Annotated in this window: 19 protein-coding genes and 1 pseudogene; 6 read left to right on the top strand and 14 right to left on the bottom strand. The window is 70.7% G+C overall.

The window, feature by feature from the left end:
* Positions 1–628: 628 nt before the first annotated feature.
* Positions 629–871, bottom strand: coding sequence for a hypothetical protein (locus F4559_RS14025; protein WP_221447229.1), 243 nt, complete (start codon positions 869–871; stop codon positions 629–631).
* Positions 872–1,361: 490 nt separating this feature from the next.
* On the opposite strand from F4559_RS14025, the gene F4559_RS14020 reads away from it, so the two are divergent.
* From F4559_RS14020 to F4559_RS34985, 4 genes are all read left to right on the top strand, one after another.
* Positions 1,362–2,345, top strand: coding sequence for a hypothetical protein (locus F4559_RS14020; protein WP_184669026.1), 984 nt, complete (start codon positions 1,362–1,364; stop codon positions 2,343–2,345).
* A gap of 79 nt (positions 2,346–2,424) precedes the next feature.
* Positions 2,425–3,717, top strand: coding sequence for a NucA/NucB deoxyribonuclease domain-containing protein (locus tag F4559_RS14015; RefSeq protein WP_184669024.1), 1,293 nt, complete (start codon positions 2,425–2,427; stop codon positions 3,715–3,717).
* An 11-nt stretch (positions 3,718–3,728) separates the two neighbouring features.
* Positions 3,729–4,142, top strand: coding sequence for a hypothetical protein (locus F4559_RS14010; protein WP_184669022.1), 414 nt, complete (start codon positions 3,729–3,731; stop codon positions 4,140–4,142).
* Positions 4,143–4,528: 386 nt separating this feature from the next.
* Positions 4,529–4,780, top strand: a complete 252-nt coding sequence (locus tag F4559_RS34985; RefSeq protein ID WP_184669020.1) for an asparagine synthase-related protein — start codon at positions 4,529–4,531, stop codon at positions 4,778–4,780.
* 513 nt (positions 4,781–5,293) lie between these two features.
* Here F4559_RS34985 and F4559_RS14000 read toward each other — a convergent pair.
* The 4 genes from F4559_RS14000 to F4559_RS13985 form a co-directional block, all read right to left on the bottom strand.
* On the bottom strand, positions 5,294–6,163 hold the full coding sequence (locus F4559_RS14000) for a tetratricopeptide repeat protein (protein WP_246445852.1): 870 nt from the start codon (positions 6,161–6,163) through the stop codon (positions 5,294–5,296).
* Positions 6,164–6,258: 95 nt separating this feature from the next.
* Positions 6,259–6,861 (bottom strand): DUF4291 domain-containing protein, encoded by a 603-nt coding sequence (locus tag F4559_RS13995; protein WP_184669018.1) that lies wholly within the window; start codon positions 6,859–6,861, stop codon positions 6,259–6,261.
* Positions 6,862–6,901: 40 nt separating this feature from the next.
* Positions 6,902–7,522, bottom strand: coding sequence for a DUF4360 domain-containing protein (locus F4559_RS13990; protein ID WP_184669017.1), 621 nt, complete (start codon positions 7,520–7,522; stop codon positions 6,902–6,904).
* A 44-nt stretch (positions 7,523–7,566) separates the two neighbouring features.
* Positions 7,567–8,592 carry a MerR family transcriptional regulator gene (locus tag F4559_RS13985; RefSeq protein WP_184669016.1) on the bottom strand — a complete coding sequence of 342 codons (1,026 nt, stop codon included), beginning with the start codon at positions 8,590–8,592 and terminating at the stop codon, positions 7,567–7,569.
* Positions 8,593–8,681: 89 nt separating this feature from the next.
* On the opposite strand from F4559_RS13985, the gene F4559_RS13980 reads away from it, so the two are divergent.
* A complete protein-coding gene (locus F4559_RS13980) occupies positions 8,682–9,419 on the top strand; it encodes a phosphotransferase family protein (RefSeq protein ID WP_184669015.1) in 738 nt (245 codons plus the stop codon).
* Positions 9,420–9,471: 52 nt separating this feature from the next.
* On the opposite strand, the gene F4559_RS13975 is transcribed toward F4559_RS13980, so the two are convergent.
* The 7 genes from F4559_RS13975 to F4559_RS13950 all read right to left on the bottom strand — a co-directional run bounded on the left by F4559_RS13975 (position 9,472) and on the right by F4559_RS13950 (position 15,995).
* Positions 9,472–10,689 (bottom strand): acyl-CoA dehydrogenase family protein, encoded by a 1,218-nt coding sequence (locus F4559_RS13975; protein ID WP_184669014.1) that lies wholly within the window; start codon positions 10,687–10,689, stop codon positions 9,472–9,474.
* Positions 10,686–11,786, bottom strand: coding sequence for a dimethylsulfone monooxygenase SfnG (sfnG, locus tag F4559_RS13970; RefSeq protein WP_184669012.1), 1,101 nt, complete (start codon positions 11,784–11,786; stop codon positions 10,686–10,688). Before sfnG ends, F4559_RS13975 begins: the two co-directional genes overlap by 4 nt.
* A 39-nt stretch (positions 11,787–11,825) precedes the next feature.
* The gene (locus F4559_RS36330) at positions 11,826–11,915 is read right to left on the bottom strand and encodes a putative leader peptide (protein ID WP_312865633.1); all 90 of its coding nucleotides are present in this window, start codon (positions 11,913–11,915) and stop codon (positions 11,826–11,828) included.
* Positions 11,916–12,011: 96 nt separating this feature from the next.
* Entirely contained in the window at positions 12,012–12,383 is a 372-nt protein-coding gene (locus F4559_RS13965; protein WP_221447227.1) for a nuclear transport factor 2 family protein, read from the bottom strand.
* 2 nt (positions 12,384–12,385) lie between these two features.
* Positions 12,386–13,477: a Gfo/Idh/MocA family protein gene (locus F4559_RS13960; RefSeq protein WP_184669010.1), complete on the bottom strand. Its 1,092-nt coding sequence runs from the start codon at positions 13,475–13,477 to the stop codon at positions 12,386–12,388.
* A 14-nt stretch (positions 13,478–13,491) separates the two neighbouring features.
* Complete coding sequence (locus F4559_RS13955; protein ID WP_184669008.1) at positions 13,492–14,592, bottom strand: NADH:flavin oxidoreductase; 1,101 nt, start codon at positions 14,590–14,592, stop codon at positions 13,492–13,494.
* A gap of 20 nt (positions 14,593–14,612) precedes the next feature.
* Positions 14,613–15,995 (bottom strand): MFS transporter, encoded by a 1,383-nt coding sequence (locus F4559_RS13950; protein ID WP_184669006.1) that lies wholly within the window; start codon positions 15,993–15,995, stop codon positions 14,613–14,615.
* Between the two features lie 103 nt (positions 15,996–16,098).
* Between F4559_RS13950 and F4559_RS13945 the strand changes: the two genes are divergently transcribed.
* Positions 16,099–16,590, top strand: coding sequence for a MarR family winged helix-turn-helix transcriptional regulator (locus F4559_RS13945; protein WP_184669004.1), 492 nt, complete (start codon positions 16,099–16,101; stop codon positions 16,588–16,590).
* Positions 16,591–16,609: 19 nt separating this feature from the next.
* Here F4559_RS13945 and F4559_RS34980 read toward each other — a convergent pair.
* Both F4559_RS34980 and F4559_RS13940 read right to left on the bottom strand, forming a co-directional pair.
* Positions 16,610–17,164, bottom strand: a pseudogene (locus F4559_RS34980) (HAD family hydrolase); the annotation flags it as partial.
* A complete protein-coding gene (locus F4559_RS13940; protein ID WP_184669003.1) occupies positions 17,154–17,870 on the bottom strand; it encodes an SDR family NAD(P)-dependent oxidoreductase in 717 nt (238 codons plus the stop codon). The pseudogene F4559_RS34980 and the gene F4559_RS13940, both read right to left, overlap by 11 nt.
* Between the last annotated feature and the right edge of the window lie 4 nt (positions 17,871–17,874).

The raw sequence follows: 17,874 nt of genomic DNA, 5'->3' as shown, positions 1-17,874 counted from the left end.
CGCCCGCCACACCCCGGACACGACGACAAACGGCCCAACCCTACGACCGTTCGACCGCGGGTCAGGCGACACCAAACGGCCCGACAAAGCCGGCCGCGCGCGAGAAGAACCCGCACGACGCCCCCGGGGCACACCGAAGTTCGGACTCGACCACAACGTTCCGGGATGGCACATGTCACGCCACACTGAATGGAACACCAATGCCCGGGAAATGACCGTCCCATGACCACCGCCGCGTAGGTCGCCACCATTTCGACGCCCCGGACACACGCCGGTGCGCACACCGCTCGCGAAGTCCCGTCGAACGGTCATGCCACCCGGATCACAGGCAGGGCCGCCCGGGCCCCGGCCGCTGGTTGATCCTCAAGGTGACCAGCGAACCCAGCGGCGCCGAAGCCCCGCCTGCCGGGCTCTGCGCCCGCACGTAGGGCGGCCCGCAATCCACGTAGCCCCCGGTGGTCCACACCGCGAAACCCGCGGCTTGGACGGCCGCGCGCGGGCGCGACATCCCACCCCACGACCGACGGCACGACACCCGTCGAGTACCGCGACACTCCGTCCACACCGCCCGACAAAGGCGCCGCGGCCGCCGTACCGACCGCCATCAACAGCAGCACCAGGGCAGCGATCACCGCGGCCACACCCCCCGACTTCCGTCGGCGGATTTTTCCACGCATCGGCGCACTCCTTCTTCCACACCGGACAGGAAGGCAAATCCCACATTTCGACGGGACAGCCCACAAAGACTCTTCGCCACCGGTCGAAAACATTCGGACAAAGAAAGCAGGGTCAGGTCGCCGTACCCTACGGCCTGGGTCGTCGCGTCGACGTCGACGATCGGGTGTTCGGCGTCCTGTGTGGTGTCGTCCATGGAGTTTCTCTGAGTGATGGTCAAGGTGCGCAAGCTGACCCGATCCGGCCGATGTCGACTTCGAACGCAACCTCGATGCTCTATGAGCCCGCGACCCGACGAAGTCCCGTCGGCCGATTGAGACGCGACGGCGACGATCGGGCGAGCGTTGCCGGCGGGATCGGCCACCCGCCGTCACATCAGCCGCCGATGGACCGACGGAAGATTGGCGCGGGTAGGGCGTTCCGGCGATAGAAGACGAATCCCTTGGCTTCTTCCGCTCCGAGCGCTAGTGTCCGATTGGGGATGATTAAAGGGGGATGGGGCTTCGCTCGCGTTATTTCTGCAGTACTTTGCGCGCCGCTGACCGTGCGTGCCATTTTTGCCTAATTGTGCGGTCCGCCATTCTGTGTCGTCGGCGGGGCGCTCGCTCCTATCGTATCCGAGCATGCCCATCTTCCTTTGTCGCCGTGTCGGGATAGGCGAGAGCTTTTCGGAGAGGATTGACCGCGTGAGACATTTGTACCCCCGCCGGTTTCGCGGGTTGCGCATGGCGGCCTCGGTAACCGTCGCCGTGATAATGGGTGCGACCTTCACGGCACCGGCCTCGGGTGCGCCGTGGCCCGACGGCCGTGACCCCCGCGCGACCGGGTCGTACGTGTTGGCGGCCGCGACCATCCCGTCACAGTGGCACGACCTGACCGGCGACGGAAGGTCCGACCTGGTCGCCCGGGAGGCGTCCAGCGGCACGATCTACGTCTATCCGCACAGCGGCTCCTACAACGGCACGAGCACGTTCGGCGGACGACATGCGGTGCTGTTCGGCACGGAGGCATTGAACTGGATCGCGGTGAACGAGGTGACCGGCGACTTCGCCGCGGATCTCGTCGGCCGGCGTGCCGACGGCACGCTGGTGGTCTATCCGGGAAGTGGTCGGCTGCAAGGAGGTCTGACCTTCGGCGAGGCGGTCGAGGTCGGCACCGGGTGGAACGTCATCACCGCACTCGCCGTGGCCGACGTGACCGACGACGGCGAACAGGACCTCGTCGCCCGATGGCCGGACGGCACCCTGTCCGTCTACCCGCACACCGGCATCTTCGACGGCACCAACACCTGGTCGCCCCCGGAGACCATCGGTACCGGTTGGAACATCATGGACTGGATCGGCATCGCCGAACTGACCTCCGACGACTCCCGCGCCGACATCGTCGCACGTCGCCATGACGACGGCACGCTGCAGCTGTACCCGCACAACCTCTGGTATGACGGCACCTCCACCTTCGTCGGGCCCGTGCGGGTCGGTCTCGGTTGGCACTCGGTGCAGATCATGACGCTGGTGACGGTGACCATCGACGACTTCACCGACGTCGTGACCCGCAACGGCAACGGGGAACTGGTCGTCTACCGCAACGCCGGCGGGTACAACGGCGACTCGACGTTCCACAGCCCGACAGTCGTGGGCTACGGGTGGAACGCGATGGACCTGATCGCGTGAGCCCCGTGTCGACACGGCCCGTCCGACTGGACGACGTCATCCCCCGCCGCATCCCGAGCAACCCGGAGTCGAGATCACGATGAGAAGGCACGTTCGCAAGGTGTGGTCCGTCCTGGCCGGCGGCACTCTCCTGGTCACGTTGATTCCGGCGGCGACCGCCGAGCCCTCCTCCGCGCCTCCGACCGGTGGCACCGCCGAGACCGTCGTCAGCCGCGCGTTCGAGACCACTCCCGACGGGAAGCCGCTGGTCCCCACCGGCGGCCGGTTCTACGAGGCGAAGGCCACCGACTTCGGTGTCGCCCAACCAGGCCAGGTCGGTGCGACCAAGGCCGCGCTGCCGCTGCCGGATGTCCCGAGCGGCTGGGACGTCGGCCACGAGAACGAGTGCCGGAGTCCCGCCAACGCGGGCAACGTGTACAGCCTGGAGGGGTGGACGCAGAACCACTACCGGTGGTGCCGCGGTGCCACGGTCCATTGGCAGCGGCTGAAGTGCGGCACCAGCGGGTGCCGGCTGACCGACGAGATCCTGATCGAGGTCATGTGGCTGGGCTACGCTGACGCCCGCAACCGGAAGTTCCACATCTGGGGCAAGACCTTCGACACCGTCGAGACAATAGGCGAGTTCGAGGACGACGCGCTCGTGGCGGCGTGGGCCGACTGCGCGGGCGAGCCGGGCAAGTCCGCGTGCAGCAAGCGCTATCAGCCTGACCGACGGTCGACTCTTGAGGACATCAAGGAGGAACGCAACAACGTCTTCGAATCGGTGTTAACCGACACCAGCATCGCAGACATCGGGCTGACCGGCGACGCCATCGCGCCGCTGCAGATCTACAGCTGGTTCACCGGCCGTGGTGGCGCGGGACACGCCGCCAGCATCCTGGACAGCGTCGGCAACCGGGTCGCGAGCCGCTGCGATTCCGCGCAACTGCGCTCCAAGAAGGCGTGCATTTTCAACAACGTGCGCCCGTTCCTCACCTACGACAAGAACGACACCGCCTACCCGGTCGCCTCCCTGATCGACCACATCCGATACGCGCAGGACCAGTTGAGGGCACCCGGCCGGTGGCGCAATGCCGGACCGGACGGCCCGCCGCTGACCCGGACCCGGAATTCCGACCTCCAAGACGAGAACCGCAAGCAGCCCAAAGCCCAGTGCCGCACAGCGCGTCCCGGCGGCTGGAACTGGCGCGTCGAGCAGTGTGACGAGTACCCGTTCGCCTCGGTGAAGGAGGGCGGCGCCAGCGGCGGTCCGGTGTCCGGCAGGTTGATCCCCGCCGCGCAGAACCGTGAGGGCGGCATCCAACTCAACAACTGGTATGAATGGGATCGCATCATCCAGGAAGACACCTTCTGGGTGAACCTCATCGGCTGAGCGGCGATCCCATGACTCTGATCGACCGGCGCACCGGCGTCGTGGAAGCTTCCCGCGGGTGCTTCCTGCTCCAAGCCGACGAGTTGCCGCAACACGGACAGCGGGCCGAGTACGGCTCACTGCTCGTCGACCCGGGCTCGGGCCAGCTCGAACTGCTCACCGGCCGCGAGGACGGTCCGGTGGACCTCACCGTCGAGGTCCACGATGAACTACCACCCGCCTCCCCGCAGACCTGGCACGAGTCGGTCATCGCCACCGTGCGTTGGGAGCGGGTGACGACGGCGCGGGTCGGCCAGCTCGACATCGAGATGGCCGAGGAGTGGGAGGTCGCGCTGCCGGCACCGCACTTCGTCCTCGAAGTCCGCTACCGGGAGAGCGGCGAGCGAGAGCAGTGGCTGTTGCGCCTGTGGCCGGAAGTCCAGTGAACGCCGTCGGTCCCGGGACCGACGGGGCCCGGGACCGACGGGGCCCGGGACCGACGGCTACGGGGTCTTCGGGGGCTGTGTGGTCGAGGGCGTCACCAGACTGACCGGACCGGTCGCGGAAATCTCGCCCAGTGGCCCTTCCACGACCCGGTCGACGACCGTCTCGTCGCCGGGGACGTTTCCTTCGTCGGGGCCACCGGCATTCCGCACGGCCCACCAGGTACCGGCCGCCGCCACCGCCGCACACAGAGCGGCCAACCATAGCTGTCCGCGTCTGCCACCCGAACGAGTCGACACGACACAACAGTAGCGGCGCCTGCGTCGGCAACGCTTACGAGGGCGCGATAGGCCCCCGAGGGACCTCGGTTGCCACCACCGACCCCAGCGTGCGCCATCACCACCTCGATGTCGACGTCACCGGCCGGCAGGAGACCGCTCGAACCCGCCACGGCGTGGAGGTCGTCGCCCCGTACCCGGACTCCGAGGTCGTCCGGTTCTGTTCGGCCGTCCCCGGCCGCCTGCGCGGCAACCCGCACCGGTGCAAACCGTTGCCGCACGCCGCGTTCGCCGGCACCGGCCTCGTGCCCGACCACGTCCTGCATCGCGCCACCAAGGGCGGCTTCGACGCGATCGCCTGACTGCCGCCGGCGCGGATCGATGCCCTCTGCCGTGTCCGCTGGAGGGGAGGGAAAGATCCCCGGCGAGGTCATGGCCCGGACGGCGCCATTTCCGACTTCGCCGCCCAACATCGGCTTTGCGCTCTATTCCGATTGCTCGCGCATACGGGCTGTGCGGTCGCGAATGGCTTGGCGGGGCCGGTCGACTTCGACGTGGACACCGGAACGCTCGCGATCCGGGTCCGGCCGGCGAAGTCGTAGTGCCGAGGACCGACGGCGACGCGGCGCGGTCTTGGCGACAGTGAGGGGACCTTCGGCCCGGTCACCACAGACGTGCCGGTGCCGGAGTGCTCGCGCTTGCCCGTGCGCCGCGCGCACATCCGTCGGTACCGGGCGGGAAGCCCGCACGGCTGTCCCTGGGAGTCCACTTCGGACTATCGGCGGCCGGTCGACCGGGGCGGCGTGTGCTCGCCGGCGCGGGCCGGCCGGTGGTGTCGTACGGAGGTCCGGGACGCAGTGTGTCTTTGTGAGGGATCAGGCTGAAGCCGGCCCGTGCGTGGTGCGTGGCGGTGGTGTGCCGTGAGAGAGGTGGGCAGGCCCGCAGTCGGTGATGCCGGCGTGTGCCCGTGAAGCTTGGGGGGAGTGGTTCATGGTGGTGGCGAGGTCGGGTGCCCGGCGGAAGTTGACGACGGCCTCCGGGAGGTCGCCGCCGACCCTCAGCGTTTCGCCCATCTCGTTGAGGAAGAAGCATTCGGTGAGGCGATCCCCGGCTTGCCGGGCCAGGAGCAGCGACGTCCCGAGCGCTTCGACGGCCAGGTCCACGCGTCCCGCCAGGCGGTGCACGATCCCGAGGTGGCCGTACGCCGTGGAGGCCACCGGTCCTGTCGCGGGAGGCGGGTGGTCGGCGACCATCGCCAGCGCGCGTTCGCACAGCGACCGGGCGGTGTCGAGGTCTCCCTGGCGTGCGACCACCAGCGCCATGTTCGCGAGGATGCCCGCGTGTTGCGGTCTCGGGTGCCGGGTGTCGTGCAGGTCGACCGCCTGCTGGTAGAGGGCGCGTGCTTCGGTGTCCTGCCCGAGTTCGGCGTGCGCGGCGCCGAGGTTGTTCAACGTCGCGCCGACACCGTCCCAGTCCTCGTGGTCCCGGTACAGGTCGAGCACACGGCCGAAGGTCTCGATGCTCTCGCGCGTCCTGCCGTGCCACAGGTGCGCGATCGCGAGGACTTTCAGGATCGAGACCTCGGCCTCGAACCGGGTCGCGTGGCGTGCCCGTGCGAGAGTTTCCTGGAGGTGTTCGAACCAGCCGTCGCCGTGTCCACGCGTGTACCAGGAGTCCCTCGTCCCACCTCTCCGGGACTGTGCAACTCGTCGAGTGAGCAGCCCGATCATGCCTCCGCGCGCCATCACGCCTTCGATGCTTGAGCCACCGTTGGTGAGATCACCTCAATGATGTTCCCGCGACAATATCGATGCCGGGGAAGAAGCGATTCCGCACGGACTCAGCCGGCACCGAGCCGCGTCGCCAGGGCCGCGGGCAGTCGATAGGGACGTTCCACCGGCAACAGCGCCGTCGCCTCGTCGAGCCTGCCGGCCGAGACCAATCCGCCCACCGCGCGCATCACGTCGGTGACATCCGTGATCCCGGTGATCCACTCCGCCACGTAGCGCCGCACCGCCTCCCCACGCAGGCCGATCTGGATCGACCGGTGCGTCAACGGCCCGTGCCGCAGGGTCCGCTCCGGGTCCCACTGCACCCGCACCGGACACGCCTTCACCGCCGCGTCCCACGCGTCCTGATCACCGTGCACGGCGGGCACGAAGTGGCTCAGCGCCGCATGGGCCAACGCCCAGTGGAACCCTTCGCGCGTGATGTCGACCGCCAACACCCGCTCCTGGCCGGGCTTGCCCGCATAGCCGCAGCGGTAGGCCATCCACCGGAACGAGGGCTTGATCCAGGTCATGCGCTCGCGCTTGAACGGCGGCACGAACGTCCCGGCGGCGAGCGCCGCGTCCGCGATGGGCGCGGGGTACGCCTGGTAGACCCTGATGGTGTCGTCGTCGTACCAGGCGCGCACCTCGCGTTCTGGTCGTTCCGCGGTCATCGCGCCATCGTCCCCTACACGTCGACGCGCACGACCGGATTTACGACGCCTCGATCACTCGGCAGGCTTTGGTCGCGAGTCGGAACACCATGTGGCCGGGCCGGTCGGCGACGGTGTCCGCCGCGATCCCACTGGGCGTGGCCGGGTTCGAGGTGCCCAGCGCCGCCCGCAGTTCCGAGTCGACGATCAGGTCCCGGCGTTCGCCGCACGGGGCGTAGACGATCATGGGCAGGTCCGGCGCGTAGTCCGCCTGCCACTCCTCGACGCGAGGACCGGCGAACCGCGATTCCACGCCGCCGAGGCCGATCCCGCCCTGGATGTGGTGCTTGGCCCGGTGCGACGCCGCGGCACCCGGGCGGAGATCGACATAGCCCCGGTAGGTGGCGCCCGCGATGCCGTAGGTGTAGCCGGCGGGCAGGACGATCCGCAGCCCCAGTCGGCAGGACTTCCGGTCCACGGGCCGGTGGCCGTCGACCAGCGCGACGAAGTCGCCGAAGCCGATCTCGAACGACCGGTTGTCCGCGGCGACACCGACGAAGGCGCCACGACAACCCGACCCGACGGCCGACACCAGGTCCACGTGGAGCGGCGGATCGGCCACCCGGTGCACCGGGGCCACCGTCGACAGGGCCAGGACCGCCGCCGTTGCCGTGTTCAGCATGAGCACACCTCTCCCGAGGACGAGCCCGACGACGGCACCACACGCTAACGCGCCGGGTCCGGGACCGACTCCACCGCCGGGACGGTTCCGGCGGTCCTGGTGCCGTCCGTACGGGAAAGAGGTGAAGGCGCCGATGAAAGGCCCGCTGTCCGGACGCGCAACGCCCGGATGAACCACTCGAGCGCCGGTGTCGCGCTCTCCGGTGCCCGCCAGCCGTTGACCACGGCGAGCAACCGCAGGTACCGCTCCCGACGGGGATCGTTCGCGATCTCGAACCGGGTCAGCAACCGGCGGCGGAGGTCGTGATCGTCGGCCTCGCCGCGGAGGTCCGCGTAGTGGGCGGTGACCGCCGCGACGACCGGGTCGGCGTCGGGTGAGGCCGGGTCGACGCCGGCCGCCAAAGCCGGACCGGCCTGCTCGCGGACGGCGGCGACGGGGTCGCGGTACACGCCGTCGACGTGTGCCCGTTCGGTCGCGAGGGAATCCGCGACGCGGCGCATGCTCTCGCGGAAGTCCGGGTCCTGGGACAGCTCCGCCAACTCCACCCACGCCTGGACCTGGTCCTGCTCGGGGTCGTCGGGCAGCTCGGGGGTCAACGACCGCATGATCCCCACGAAGGCGGGATCGGCCGCCACACCACCGAAGGCGGCTTGGAGGAAGTCGTCGACCAGACGGCGGCGTCCGTCGTCGGAGAGCTTGGCCAGTCTGTGCATGAGTTCCATCTCCTCGGGGGTCGACGCCCGTCGGGCCGCCGTCGTCAGCACCGCGCGCCGCGACCGCAGCACGCGGATCCGCACGGCCAGCGCCTCGGCGTGGGCGGCGGCGACCTCGGCGAGCGGGATCTCCCGGTCGACGACCTTCCGGATCGTGGCCAGGTCCACTCCCAGGTCGCGCAGTGTCCGCACGAGGTCCAGGCGTGCCACGGCATCGGCGTCGTAGCGGCGGTGACCCGCCGGGCTGCGGTCACCGGGCGGCACGATCCCGCGGTCGGAGTAGAACCGGATGGCCTTGACCGTCAGCCCGGTCCGCCGGGCCAGTTCGCCGATCGAGTGGAGCGCGTCGCCGTTCACGCCCTCACCCTCACATCTCCCCCTACGGGAGACGCAAGCACACGGCAAATCGGGTGACGTCGGCGCGCAACCCCGAAAAGATGACCGGCATGGACCCGGTGAAGGTGGTCGTCGCCCATGACGAACGCGTGACCTTGCGTGTCGGCGACGTGTTCCTGAAGGTCGACGCCGACCGGGACCGCACCGACGACGAGGTGGCGGCGATGGCCCTGGCGCCGGTACCGACACCGCGCGTCCTCTGGCACACCCCGCCCGTGCTCGCGCTCGCGGCCCTCACCGGCACGGCGCTGGGCCGCCTCGGCGAGCCGTCGACCGCGTCGGCGGCGGCGTGGGTCGCGGCGGGTGCCGCCGTCCGGCGGCTGCACGACGCGCCGCCACCACCCCGGCCCGGTCCCGGCCCCGACGAACTCGCCGCACGCCTGGCCGCCGAGTGCGAGTGGCTCACCGCCCACGACGTCCTCCCCGCCGAGGTGATCACCCGCAACCGCCGGCTCGCCGAGACCGCCCTGCGGCCCTGGACGCCGGTCTTCGTCCACGGCGACCTCCAGGTGGACCACGTCTTCGTCGCCGACGACGAGATCACCGGCATCCTCGACTGGTCCGAGGCGTCCCGGGGCGACGCGCACTTCGACCTCGCCGTCCTCACCCTCGGACACCCCGAACACCTCGACGACGTCCTCACCGGCTACGGCACCGAAATCGACCGCGAACCGATCCGCGCCTGGTGGGCGTTCCGCTGCCTGACCAACATCCGCTGGCTGGCCGAGCACGGCTACGGCTCGCCGGGCGGGTTCCCCGAGTCCGCCGTGCTCGAATCCCTTCGGTGAAACCGCACGGAGCGCCCGACCGGAACGGCCGGGCGCTTCACCGCCCGGACCGTCACGTGTACCAGGTCGGCTCCGGCACCTCGCCGAGCAGCGCGTAGCGGCCGACCTCGGCGCGCTTGTGCGCGATCGGGTCGTGCAGGCTGTGCGTGCGGATGTTGCGCCAGTACAGGTCCAGGCCGACGGAGTTGGTCGTCGCGCGGGCGCCGGTCACCTCGAACACGCGGCTGCCGATCTCCAGCCCGACGTCGACCGCGCGCTGCTTGGCCGCCGCGATCACGACCGCCGCCTCGCCGCGCTCGCGCGGCGTCACGGAGTCCGGGTGCGTGTTGATCGCCTCGATCAAGGTCGCCGCGCGGTCCGCGAGCGCCTCCGCCGCCCACAGCTTGGCCTGCAGATCGCCGTAGGTCTCCAGGACGTGGAACTCCGCGACCGCGGCGTCCTTCACCTCCACCGCGTACGGCCAAGGCCGGGTGCGGTCGCGGGTGTAGGTCGCGGCCGTCGTGAGCGCCCCCTTGGCGATGCCGAGGTAGAAGTTGGCGAACACCAACTGGATCAGCGGCACGTTGAGCGTGTTGTACACGCGCGGCGTGAACTCGCGGTCGACGTAGCCCGCCGCCTGCGCCCACGGCACGCGCACGCCGCGCACCTCGACGCTGCCGCTCTCGGTCAGCCGCTGGCCCAGGTTGTCCCAGTCGTCGTTGAACACGATCGCGTCCTGTGCGGACGGGACGATCGCGAACACGTGCTTGTCCGTGCCCTCGATCACGCCCTCCAGCACGGTCACGTCGGACACCTTGCTGCCGGTCGAGAACGACTTGCGGCCGGTGAACACGAGGTCGTCGCCGTCCTCGGTGATGACCAGGTCGTTGTCGCGCGGGTTGACCGCGCCGCCGAAGAACCACCGGTCGCGGGTCGCCTGTTCCTCGACGGCCGCGATCTGCTCGGGCGTCGCGACCAGCCGTGCGGCCCAGAACCAGAGGTAGTGGTAGCCCAGGAGTTGGCCGACCGAGCCGTCGCCGGCGGCCACCTCGCGGATCACCCGGTACGCCGTGGTCCAGTCCTGTCCGCCGCCGCCGTGCTCGACCGGGCCGAGCAGCACGACGAGACCGCTGTCCTTGAGCAGCGCGACCTCGGCGTGCGGGGTGGCGCCCGCGCGGTCGCGTTCGACGGCGTCGGTCGCCAGCAGCGTGGCGACCTCGCGGGCGCGGTCGATCCACCCGTCGGCGGTCGCGGGCGCGGTGGTCCAGGTGTGCGGAGCGGATGTGGTCACGGTCGGACTCCGATCGGTTCGGCGGGCAGGTCCGCTTCCAGTGCGCGGACGATCGGCAGCACGTGGCGGCCGAAGTAGGCGACTTCCTCGTGGTAGTGCAGGAAACCGAGCAGCAGCAGGTCGACGCCGCGTCGCTTGTACTCCACGATCCGGTGCGCGATCTGCTCGGGCGTGCCGATGAGCCGGGTGCGGAAGCCGTCGTTGTACTGCACCAGGTCGTCGAACGACGAGTCCGCCCACATGCCCCTGCGGTCGGCGGTGGAGGCGCCCGCCTGGGCGACGGCGTCGCGGAACCCCTGTACCGCCGGGACGTCGGCCTTCGCGACGATCTCCCGCAACGTCTCGCGGGCCTCGGCCTCGGTGTCGCGGGCGATGAGGAAACCGTTGAGCCCGAAGCGCACGCGGCGGCCGTTCGCGGCGGCGGTCACGTCGGCGACCTGCTCGCTCACGCCCTCGAAGTCCTTGCCGTTGCTGAAGTACCAGTCCGAGACGCGACCGGCCATGGCCCGCGCGGCGGTGGAGTTGCCACCCTGGAAGATCTCCGGGTGCGACAGCGGTTTCGGCTTGAGGTCGTAGCCGCGCAGCCGGTAGAAGTCGCCCGCGAACTCGGCCGACTCCTCGGTCCAGCTCGCCCGCAGCACGCGGATGAACTCCTCGGCGCGGCGGTAGCGCTCGTCGTGTTCGAGCCACGGTTCGCCGAGCGCGGTGAACTCGCCCTTGAACCACCCGCTGACCACGTTGACCGCCGCCCGACCACCCGAGACGTGGTCGACGGTCGCGATCAGCTTGGCCAGCACCGCCGGGTGCCACAGCCCCGGGTGCACGGCGGCGATCACCTTCAACCGCTGTGTCGCGAGCAGCAGCGCGAGGCTGAAACTCGTCGACTCGTGCTGGTAGGACGCGCCGTAACTGGCGAGGTAGCGGACCTGGGTCAGGGCGTACTCGAAACCGTTGTCCTCGGCGAGGACCGCGAGCGCGCGGTTGTACTCGTAGGACCAGTCGGTGCGCTGTTCGATGGTGCTGACGACGAGGCCGCCGCTGACGTTGGGCACCCAGTAGGCGAACTTCAGCGGCCCCCGTTCCCGTTCTTCGGGCACGGCGGAACTCCAGTGGTGTGCGTGGACGTACCGACGGAACTAGCGGGTGGGACAGCCCTGCGCGGCCACCCGGACGAGGTCCACGTGGCGGCGCTTGGTCAGGACGATCGGGCGCGGCACGGCACCCACTTCAACAGCAGAGGGTGACGAGGTCAACACATGGCGTGCGAGTTCCACCAGATGAACCCGATCGTACCGGAACCGGAGCATCCCTCACGAGACGGGTCAGCGCGATTCCGCCGCGCCCACGACCTCGACCACGTACCCGTCGCGGAACGTGAACACGTCCACGCCGAACCGCCCGTCCTGGTCACGGTGGTGCAGGACCACCGTCCCCACCCCCTCGAACACGCCGACCACCGCGAACCGCAGGTGCGGCACGGCCGCCAGGCCGCGAGCCCAGAACTCGCGCACCGCCCGGCGGCCGTGCAACACCCCATCGGGCAACACCCCATCGGGCAGCACCCCGTCGCCCAGCAACCGCGCCGCGGCGGGCGAGCGCACCACGACGTCGTCGGCGTAGCGGGCCAGGAGGGGTTCGAGGTCGCGGTCGTTCCACCACCTCTCCCAGTCGCGTGCGAAGCCCCGGGCGTCCACGGTCAGACCGCGGTCGGGCTGTCGGCCGCCGATGCGCGGACGGCGTCGAGCAGCCGGTGGACCCGCAGACCTTCCGCGAAGTCCGGCGTCGTGCGCGAGCCGGTGCGCAGATCGGCGGCCAGCGCCCGGTACAGGCGGGCGACGTTGCCCGCCGGGTTGGACAGGTCGAGCCCGTCCGGTTCGACCCGCAGCACGACCGGAGTGCCGCCTTCCGAGCCGACCAGCCGCAGGTCGGCCAACTGCACGCCGCCGACACCGGCGGGCCCGTGGGACTCGATGGTGAGGCTGCCGGCGGTGCCCGAGATCTCGAACCGGGTGTGCGCGTTGGTCACCCGGCCGTCGCTGATGTGCACCGACGCCACGACCCCGGTGGCCAAAGTGGCGTTGAGCAGCACGTTGTCGGGTGCCGTCGCGGTGAACGGCGCCCCGCTCTCCGCGTCGACGTACTCCGTGCGTCGGGTGGCCAGGTGCGCGGACAGCGTGGACACGCCGCCGAGCAGGAACTCCAGCGCGTCGATCGTGTGGCCGCCGGCGACCTCCAACGTGCCCGCACCGTTCTCGCGGTCCAGCACGTACGCCGCGAAGGACGGGATGGCGTTGGTGGTGCCGCGGAACCGCGACGAGTAGACGGTGGCGGCCGTGACGGTGCCCAGCACGCCGTCCGCGATCAACGTGCGCGCGTGCGCGATCTCCGGCGAGAACCGCGCCTGGAGCCCGATCGAGGTGTGGACTCCCGTGTCCGCCGCGGCCTTCGCCAGCTCCTCGGCCTCGGCCGTGGTGCGGGCGAGCGGCCACTCGACGTGCACGTGCTTTCCCGCGTCCAAAGCGATCCCGACGAGTTCGCGGTGGGCCGGCACTTTCACCGCGACGACGACCAGGTCGACGTCGGGCGACTCGGCGAGCGCGCGGGCGTCGGCGAAGGCGTGGCGCGCGCCGAACGCGTGCGCCGCCGCGTCCGCGCTCTCCTGCCGACTCGTGCCCACGGCGGTCAGTTCGTACTCGGGCAACGCCCGCAACGCCGGCACGTGGGCCCGTGCGGCCCAGCTCCGGTCCGGGTTCGCGCCGACGATGCCGACACGGATCCGCTCGGTCATTTCTCCCCCTGAGGTCACTTGAGCGCGGCGAGGTCCGCCGGCGAGAACGGCTTCAGCTCGGCCGTGCGACCGGTGCGGACCTTGGCCGCCCAGTCCGGTTCGGACACGAGCGCGCGGCCGAGCGCGATGAGGTCGAAGTCGCCGCGTTCCAGTGCGGCGACGATCGTCTCGACGCCCTCGGGCGCGGCGCCCTCGCCCGCGAAGGCGCTCTCGAAGTCGCTGGCCGCCAACCCCGCCGAGCCGACGGCGACGACCGGCTTGCCGGTGATCTTGCGCGTCCAACCCGCGAGCGTGAGGTCGGAGCCGGCGAACTCCGGCAGCCAGAACCGCCGGGTCGACAGGTGGAACACGTCGACGCCCGCCTCGACCAGCGGCAGCAGCAGGTCGGCCAGTTCTTCGGGAGTGCCCGCGATGCGGGCCGCGTAGTCGCCCATCTTCCACTGCGACAAGCGCAGGCTGATCGGGAAGTCGGGCGCGGTCACGCGGCGCACTTCGGCGACGACCTCGGCGGCGAACCGCGACCGCGTGCCGTAGGCGTCGGTGCGCCTGTTGGTGAAGTCCCACAGGAACTGGTCGATCAGGAAGCCGTGGGCGCCGTGCAGTTCGACGCCGTCGAACCCGATCCGGCGCGCGTCGGACGCGGCACGGCCGAACGACCCGATCGCGGCGGCGATCTCGGCCTCGGTCATGGGCTCGCCGACCCGTTCGCCGCTGACACCGAGCCCCGACGGGCCGACGGCGGGCACGTCGCCGCGTGGCGCCGCGTCCGGCCCGTCGTACGCGCCGAGGTGCCACAGCTGCGGGAAGATCAGCCCGCCCACGCGGTGCACGGCCTCGGCGACACGGCGCCAGCCGGCGAGCGCGTCCTCGCCGTGGAAGCGCGGGATGCCGTCGGGCACGATGTTCGGCGCGTGGTCGACCACGACCCCCTCGGTGACGATCAGGCCGGTGCCGCCCGCCGCCCGCCGTGCGTAGTACTCGGCGACGTCGGGACCGGGCACGCCGCCGGGCGACGACGCCCGGGTCATCGGTGCCATCACGACCCTGTTCGGCACGGTCAGCCCGCCGATGTCGACGGGCGCGAACAGGGGCGCGGCGTGCTCTGACCGGCTCATGACTCTCCTCTGTGGACGCATCACTGTGGTGTGCGGCGGATGTGGCGCAGGACGAGTGCGACGGCGACCAGGTACGCGGCGGCGGCGACGAGGAACGTCGTGCGCGCGCCGCCGTACCAGTCGGCGAACGAGGCCAGGACGGTGCCCGCCACCGCGACGCCCAGGAGCGTGCCGACCTGGCGGCCCGCGTTGAAGGTGGCGCTGGCGACGCTCGCGTGCGCGGGCCCGGCGGCCTCGACGAGGGCCGCGGTCATGGCCGGGGCGGTGATGCCGAGCCCGAGGTTGGCCACCGACATCGCCAGCGCCAGCACCCAGTACGGCGTCGCCGGCGAGACCGCCGCCATCAGCACCGAGACGACCCCGGCGACCGACAGTCCGACGATCATCGGCAGCCGGGTGCCGATCTTCGGCACGAACCGCGCGACGACCAGGTTGCCGACCACGAACACGATCATCATCGGCAGCATCTGCAGACCGGCCCGCAACGGCGTCGCGCCGTGCACCTGCTGGAGGAACAGGCCGATCATGAACAGGACGCCGTAGAGCCCGAAGTTGAGCAGCACACCCACGGCGTTCGGGATGGAGAACGCCTTGGCGCGGAACAACTCCACCGGCAGGATCGGGTCGTCGCCACGCCGTTCGCGCACCACGAAGGCCGTCGCGAACACGACGGCGACGGCGATCGCGGCCACGATCCCCGGCGAACCCCAGCCCTGGTCGGGACCCTCGATCAGCGCGTAGGCGAGGCCGGCCAGGGCGACGACGCCGAACAGGTGGCCCAGCGGCTTCACGCGGCGGGTGGTGTCCTCGTCGACCGGCTTGATCAGCTTGGCGGTCAGCACGAAGCCGACGAGACCGATCGGCACGTTGATCATGAAGATGCTGCGCCAGCCGAACGAGTCGACCAGCACGCCCCCGACGACGGGCCCGAGCCCGGACGCGCCCGCACCGGCCGCCGACCACAGCGCCACGATGCGCGCCCGGCGTGCGGGTTCCGGGAACGCGCCCACGAGCAGCACGAGCGAACCGGGCAGGAACAGCGCGCTCGCCACGCCCTGCACGACGCGGGCGGCGACGAGCACGTCACCGTTGGGCGCCAGGCCGCAGGCGACCGACGACACCACGAACAACGCCATGCCGATCAGGTAGACGCGCTTCGCGCCGAACCGCGCGCCGAGCGCGCCCGCCAGCAGCAACAGGGAGGCGAACGTGAGCATGTAGCCGTCGACGACCCACGTGAGGTGGTCCAGCCCCAGTCCGAGTCTGTCCTTGATGCTCGCGCCCGCGACGTTCACCACGGTCGCGTCGAGCGCCGCCATGACGAAGCCGACGGCGATCGCGGCGAACTTGATCGCCCCTCGATCGGAGGTGGCGGCAGGCCCGGTGCCCGCGAGTGTGGTCATCGTTCAGCCCTCTGGGTAGGCGCGGGTGTCGCGATAAACGTAAAGCTTGAATGATCCAATCTGCAAGTACTACAGCTTGAGTGGTCGCTGCTAGAATCACCGCATGTCACCCAGCACGTCGCGGCCCCCCGCCACGGACGTCGCCACGGACGTCGCCACGGACGTCGCCACGGACGTCGCCACGGACGTCACGGAGGAGTTGCGCGCCCTCGTCTACGAGTTGTCACGCCGACTCGACGAGCACTCGCGGCAGTGCGTCACCGAACTGGGGTTGACGCTGTCCCAGGCCAACGCCCTGCGCGACCTCGGCACCCCGCTCACCACGCGCGAGTTGGCGGAACGCATGTGCTGCGAACCGTCCAACGTCACCTTCGTCATCGACCGGCTGGAGGCCGCCGGTCTCGTCCGGCGTCAGCCGCACCCCCACGACCGCCGGGCACGCCACCTCGTGCTCACCCCGGCCGGGGTCGAACTGCGGCACCGGTTGCTGGACCAGGTGTCCCGCCAATCGCCGCTCGCGCACCTGTCGGGGTCCGAACGCGACCGCCTCCGGGACCACCTGCTGCGCGCCCTCGACCGCGCGCCCACGACGTGAGCACCGGGTCGTCGCCCACCACGACCGGGTGACCGACCAGGCGCAGCATCGGCAGGTCGGTCGCGTGGTCGCCGTACGCGCTGCACCGGCCCAGGTCCACGCCGAGCACCGCGGCGGTCAGCCGCACCACCTCGGCCTTCACCCCGTCGAGCATCGGGGCGAGCACCTCGCCCGTCAGCACGCCGCCGCGCACCACCGGACGGGTGCCGAACGCCCGCGTCGCGCCGACCGCCTCGGCGATCGGGTCCAGGCAGGCGAAGAACGAACCGGACACGAGGAACACCGGTTCGCCCGCGTTCGCGTGCCGTCGTAACGCCTCCAGCGTGTCGGGCCGCAGCAGACCGGGGTCGAACCACTCCCGGCCCCGCGCGGCCAGGAGGTCCGCGCGCACCCCGGCGAACAGCCGGAAGTACGCGCGGTTCGCCTGTGCCCTGGGCAATCCCGCGAGGCGTGCGGCGACCGCGGCCACCGCGTCGTCCGAACCGAGGTGGTGACGCAGGAACCCGGCCATGCTGTTGCCGCGGATCAGCGTGTCGTCGACGTCGAAGAACGCCGCCGCGTTCCTAGTAGACAAGGCCGCCGTCCTGGCGGATGACCGTGGCGTTGATGTAGTCGGCGTCCGGCCCGGCCAGGAACGCCACCGTCGCGGCCACCTGCTCCGCGGACCCGAGTCCCAGCAGGGACCGGTCGATCTTCCGCTGCTGCAACTCCGGCGCCAGCGCCGCGCCGAGCCCGGTGTCGAGCAACCCGGGCACGAGCACCACGCTGCGGACCCCGTACCGGCCGTACTCCTGCGCGACCGCCTGGGACAGGCCGTGCAGTCCCGCCTTGCTGGTCGCGTAGGCCGCCTGCCCGGCGTTGCCCGACAACGCCGCGATCGACGAGAGGTAGACGAAGCGCCCGTAGCGTTGCCGCATCATCAACCGCAGCGCGTGCTTCGTGGTGAGGAACGCGCCGCGCAGGTTCACCCGGTGCACCTCGTCCCAGTCCTCCACCGACGTCGAGACCAGCGGCCGGTCCCGGGTGATGCCCGCGTTGAGCACCACGGCGTCCAGTCGGCCGATCTCCCTGGCGCAGCGGGCGATCGCCTCACCGGCCGCCTCCTCGCCCACGTCGCCGGGCACCAGGTGCAGCGTGTCGGGGTACTTGTCCGACAGTGCCGACAGCTCGGGCGAAGCCGACCGGTGGTTGGCCACCACCGTCACGCCCTGGTCCAGCAACACCCGTGTCGTGAGCAGCCCGAGTCCACGACCCGCGCCGGTCAGCGCGACAACCCTCATGACC

The sequence above is a fragment of the Saccharothrix violaceirubra genome (genome assembly GCF_014203755.1).
GTDB classification, from domain to species: Bacteria; Actinomycetota; Actinomycetes; order Mycobacteriales; family Pseudonocardiaceae; genus Actinosynnema; species Actinosynnema violaceirubrum.
This window is presented reverse-complemented; position numbering and strand designations above follow the sequence as displayed.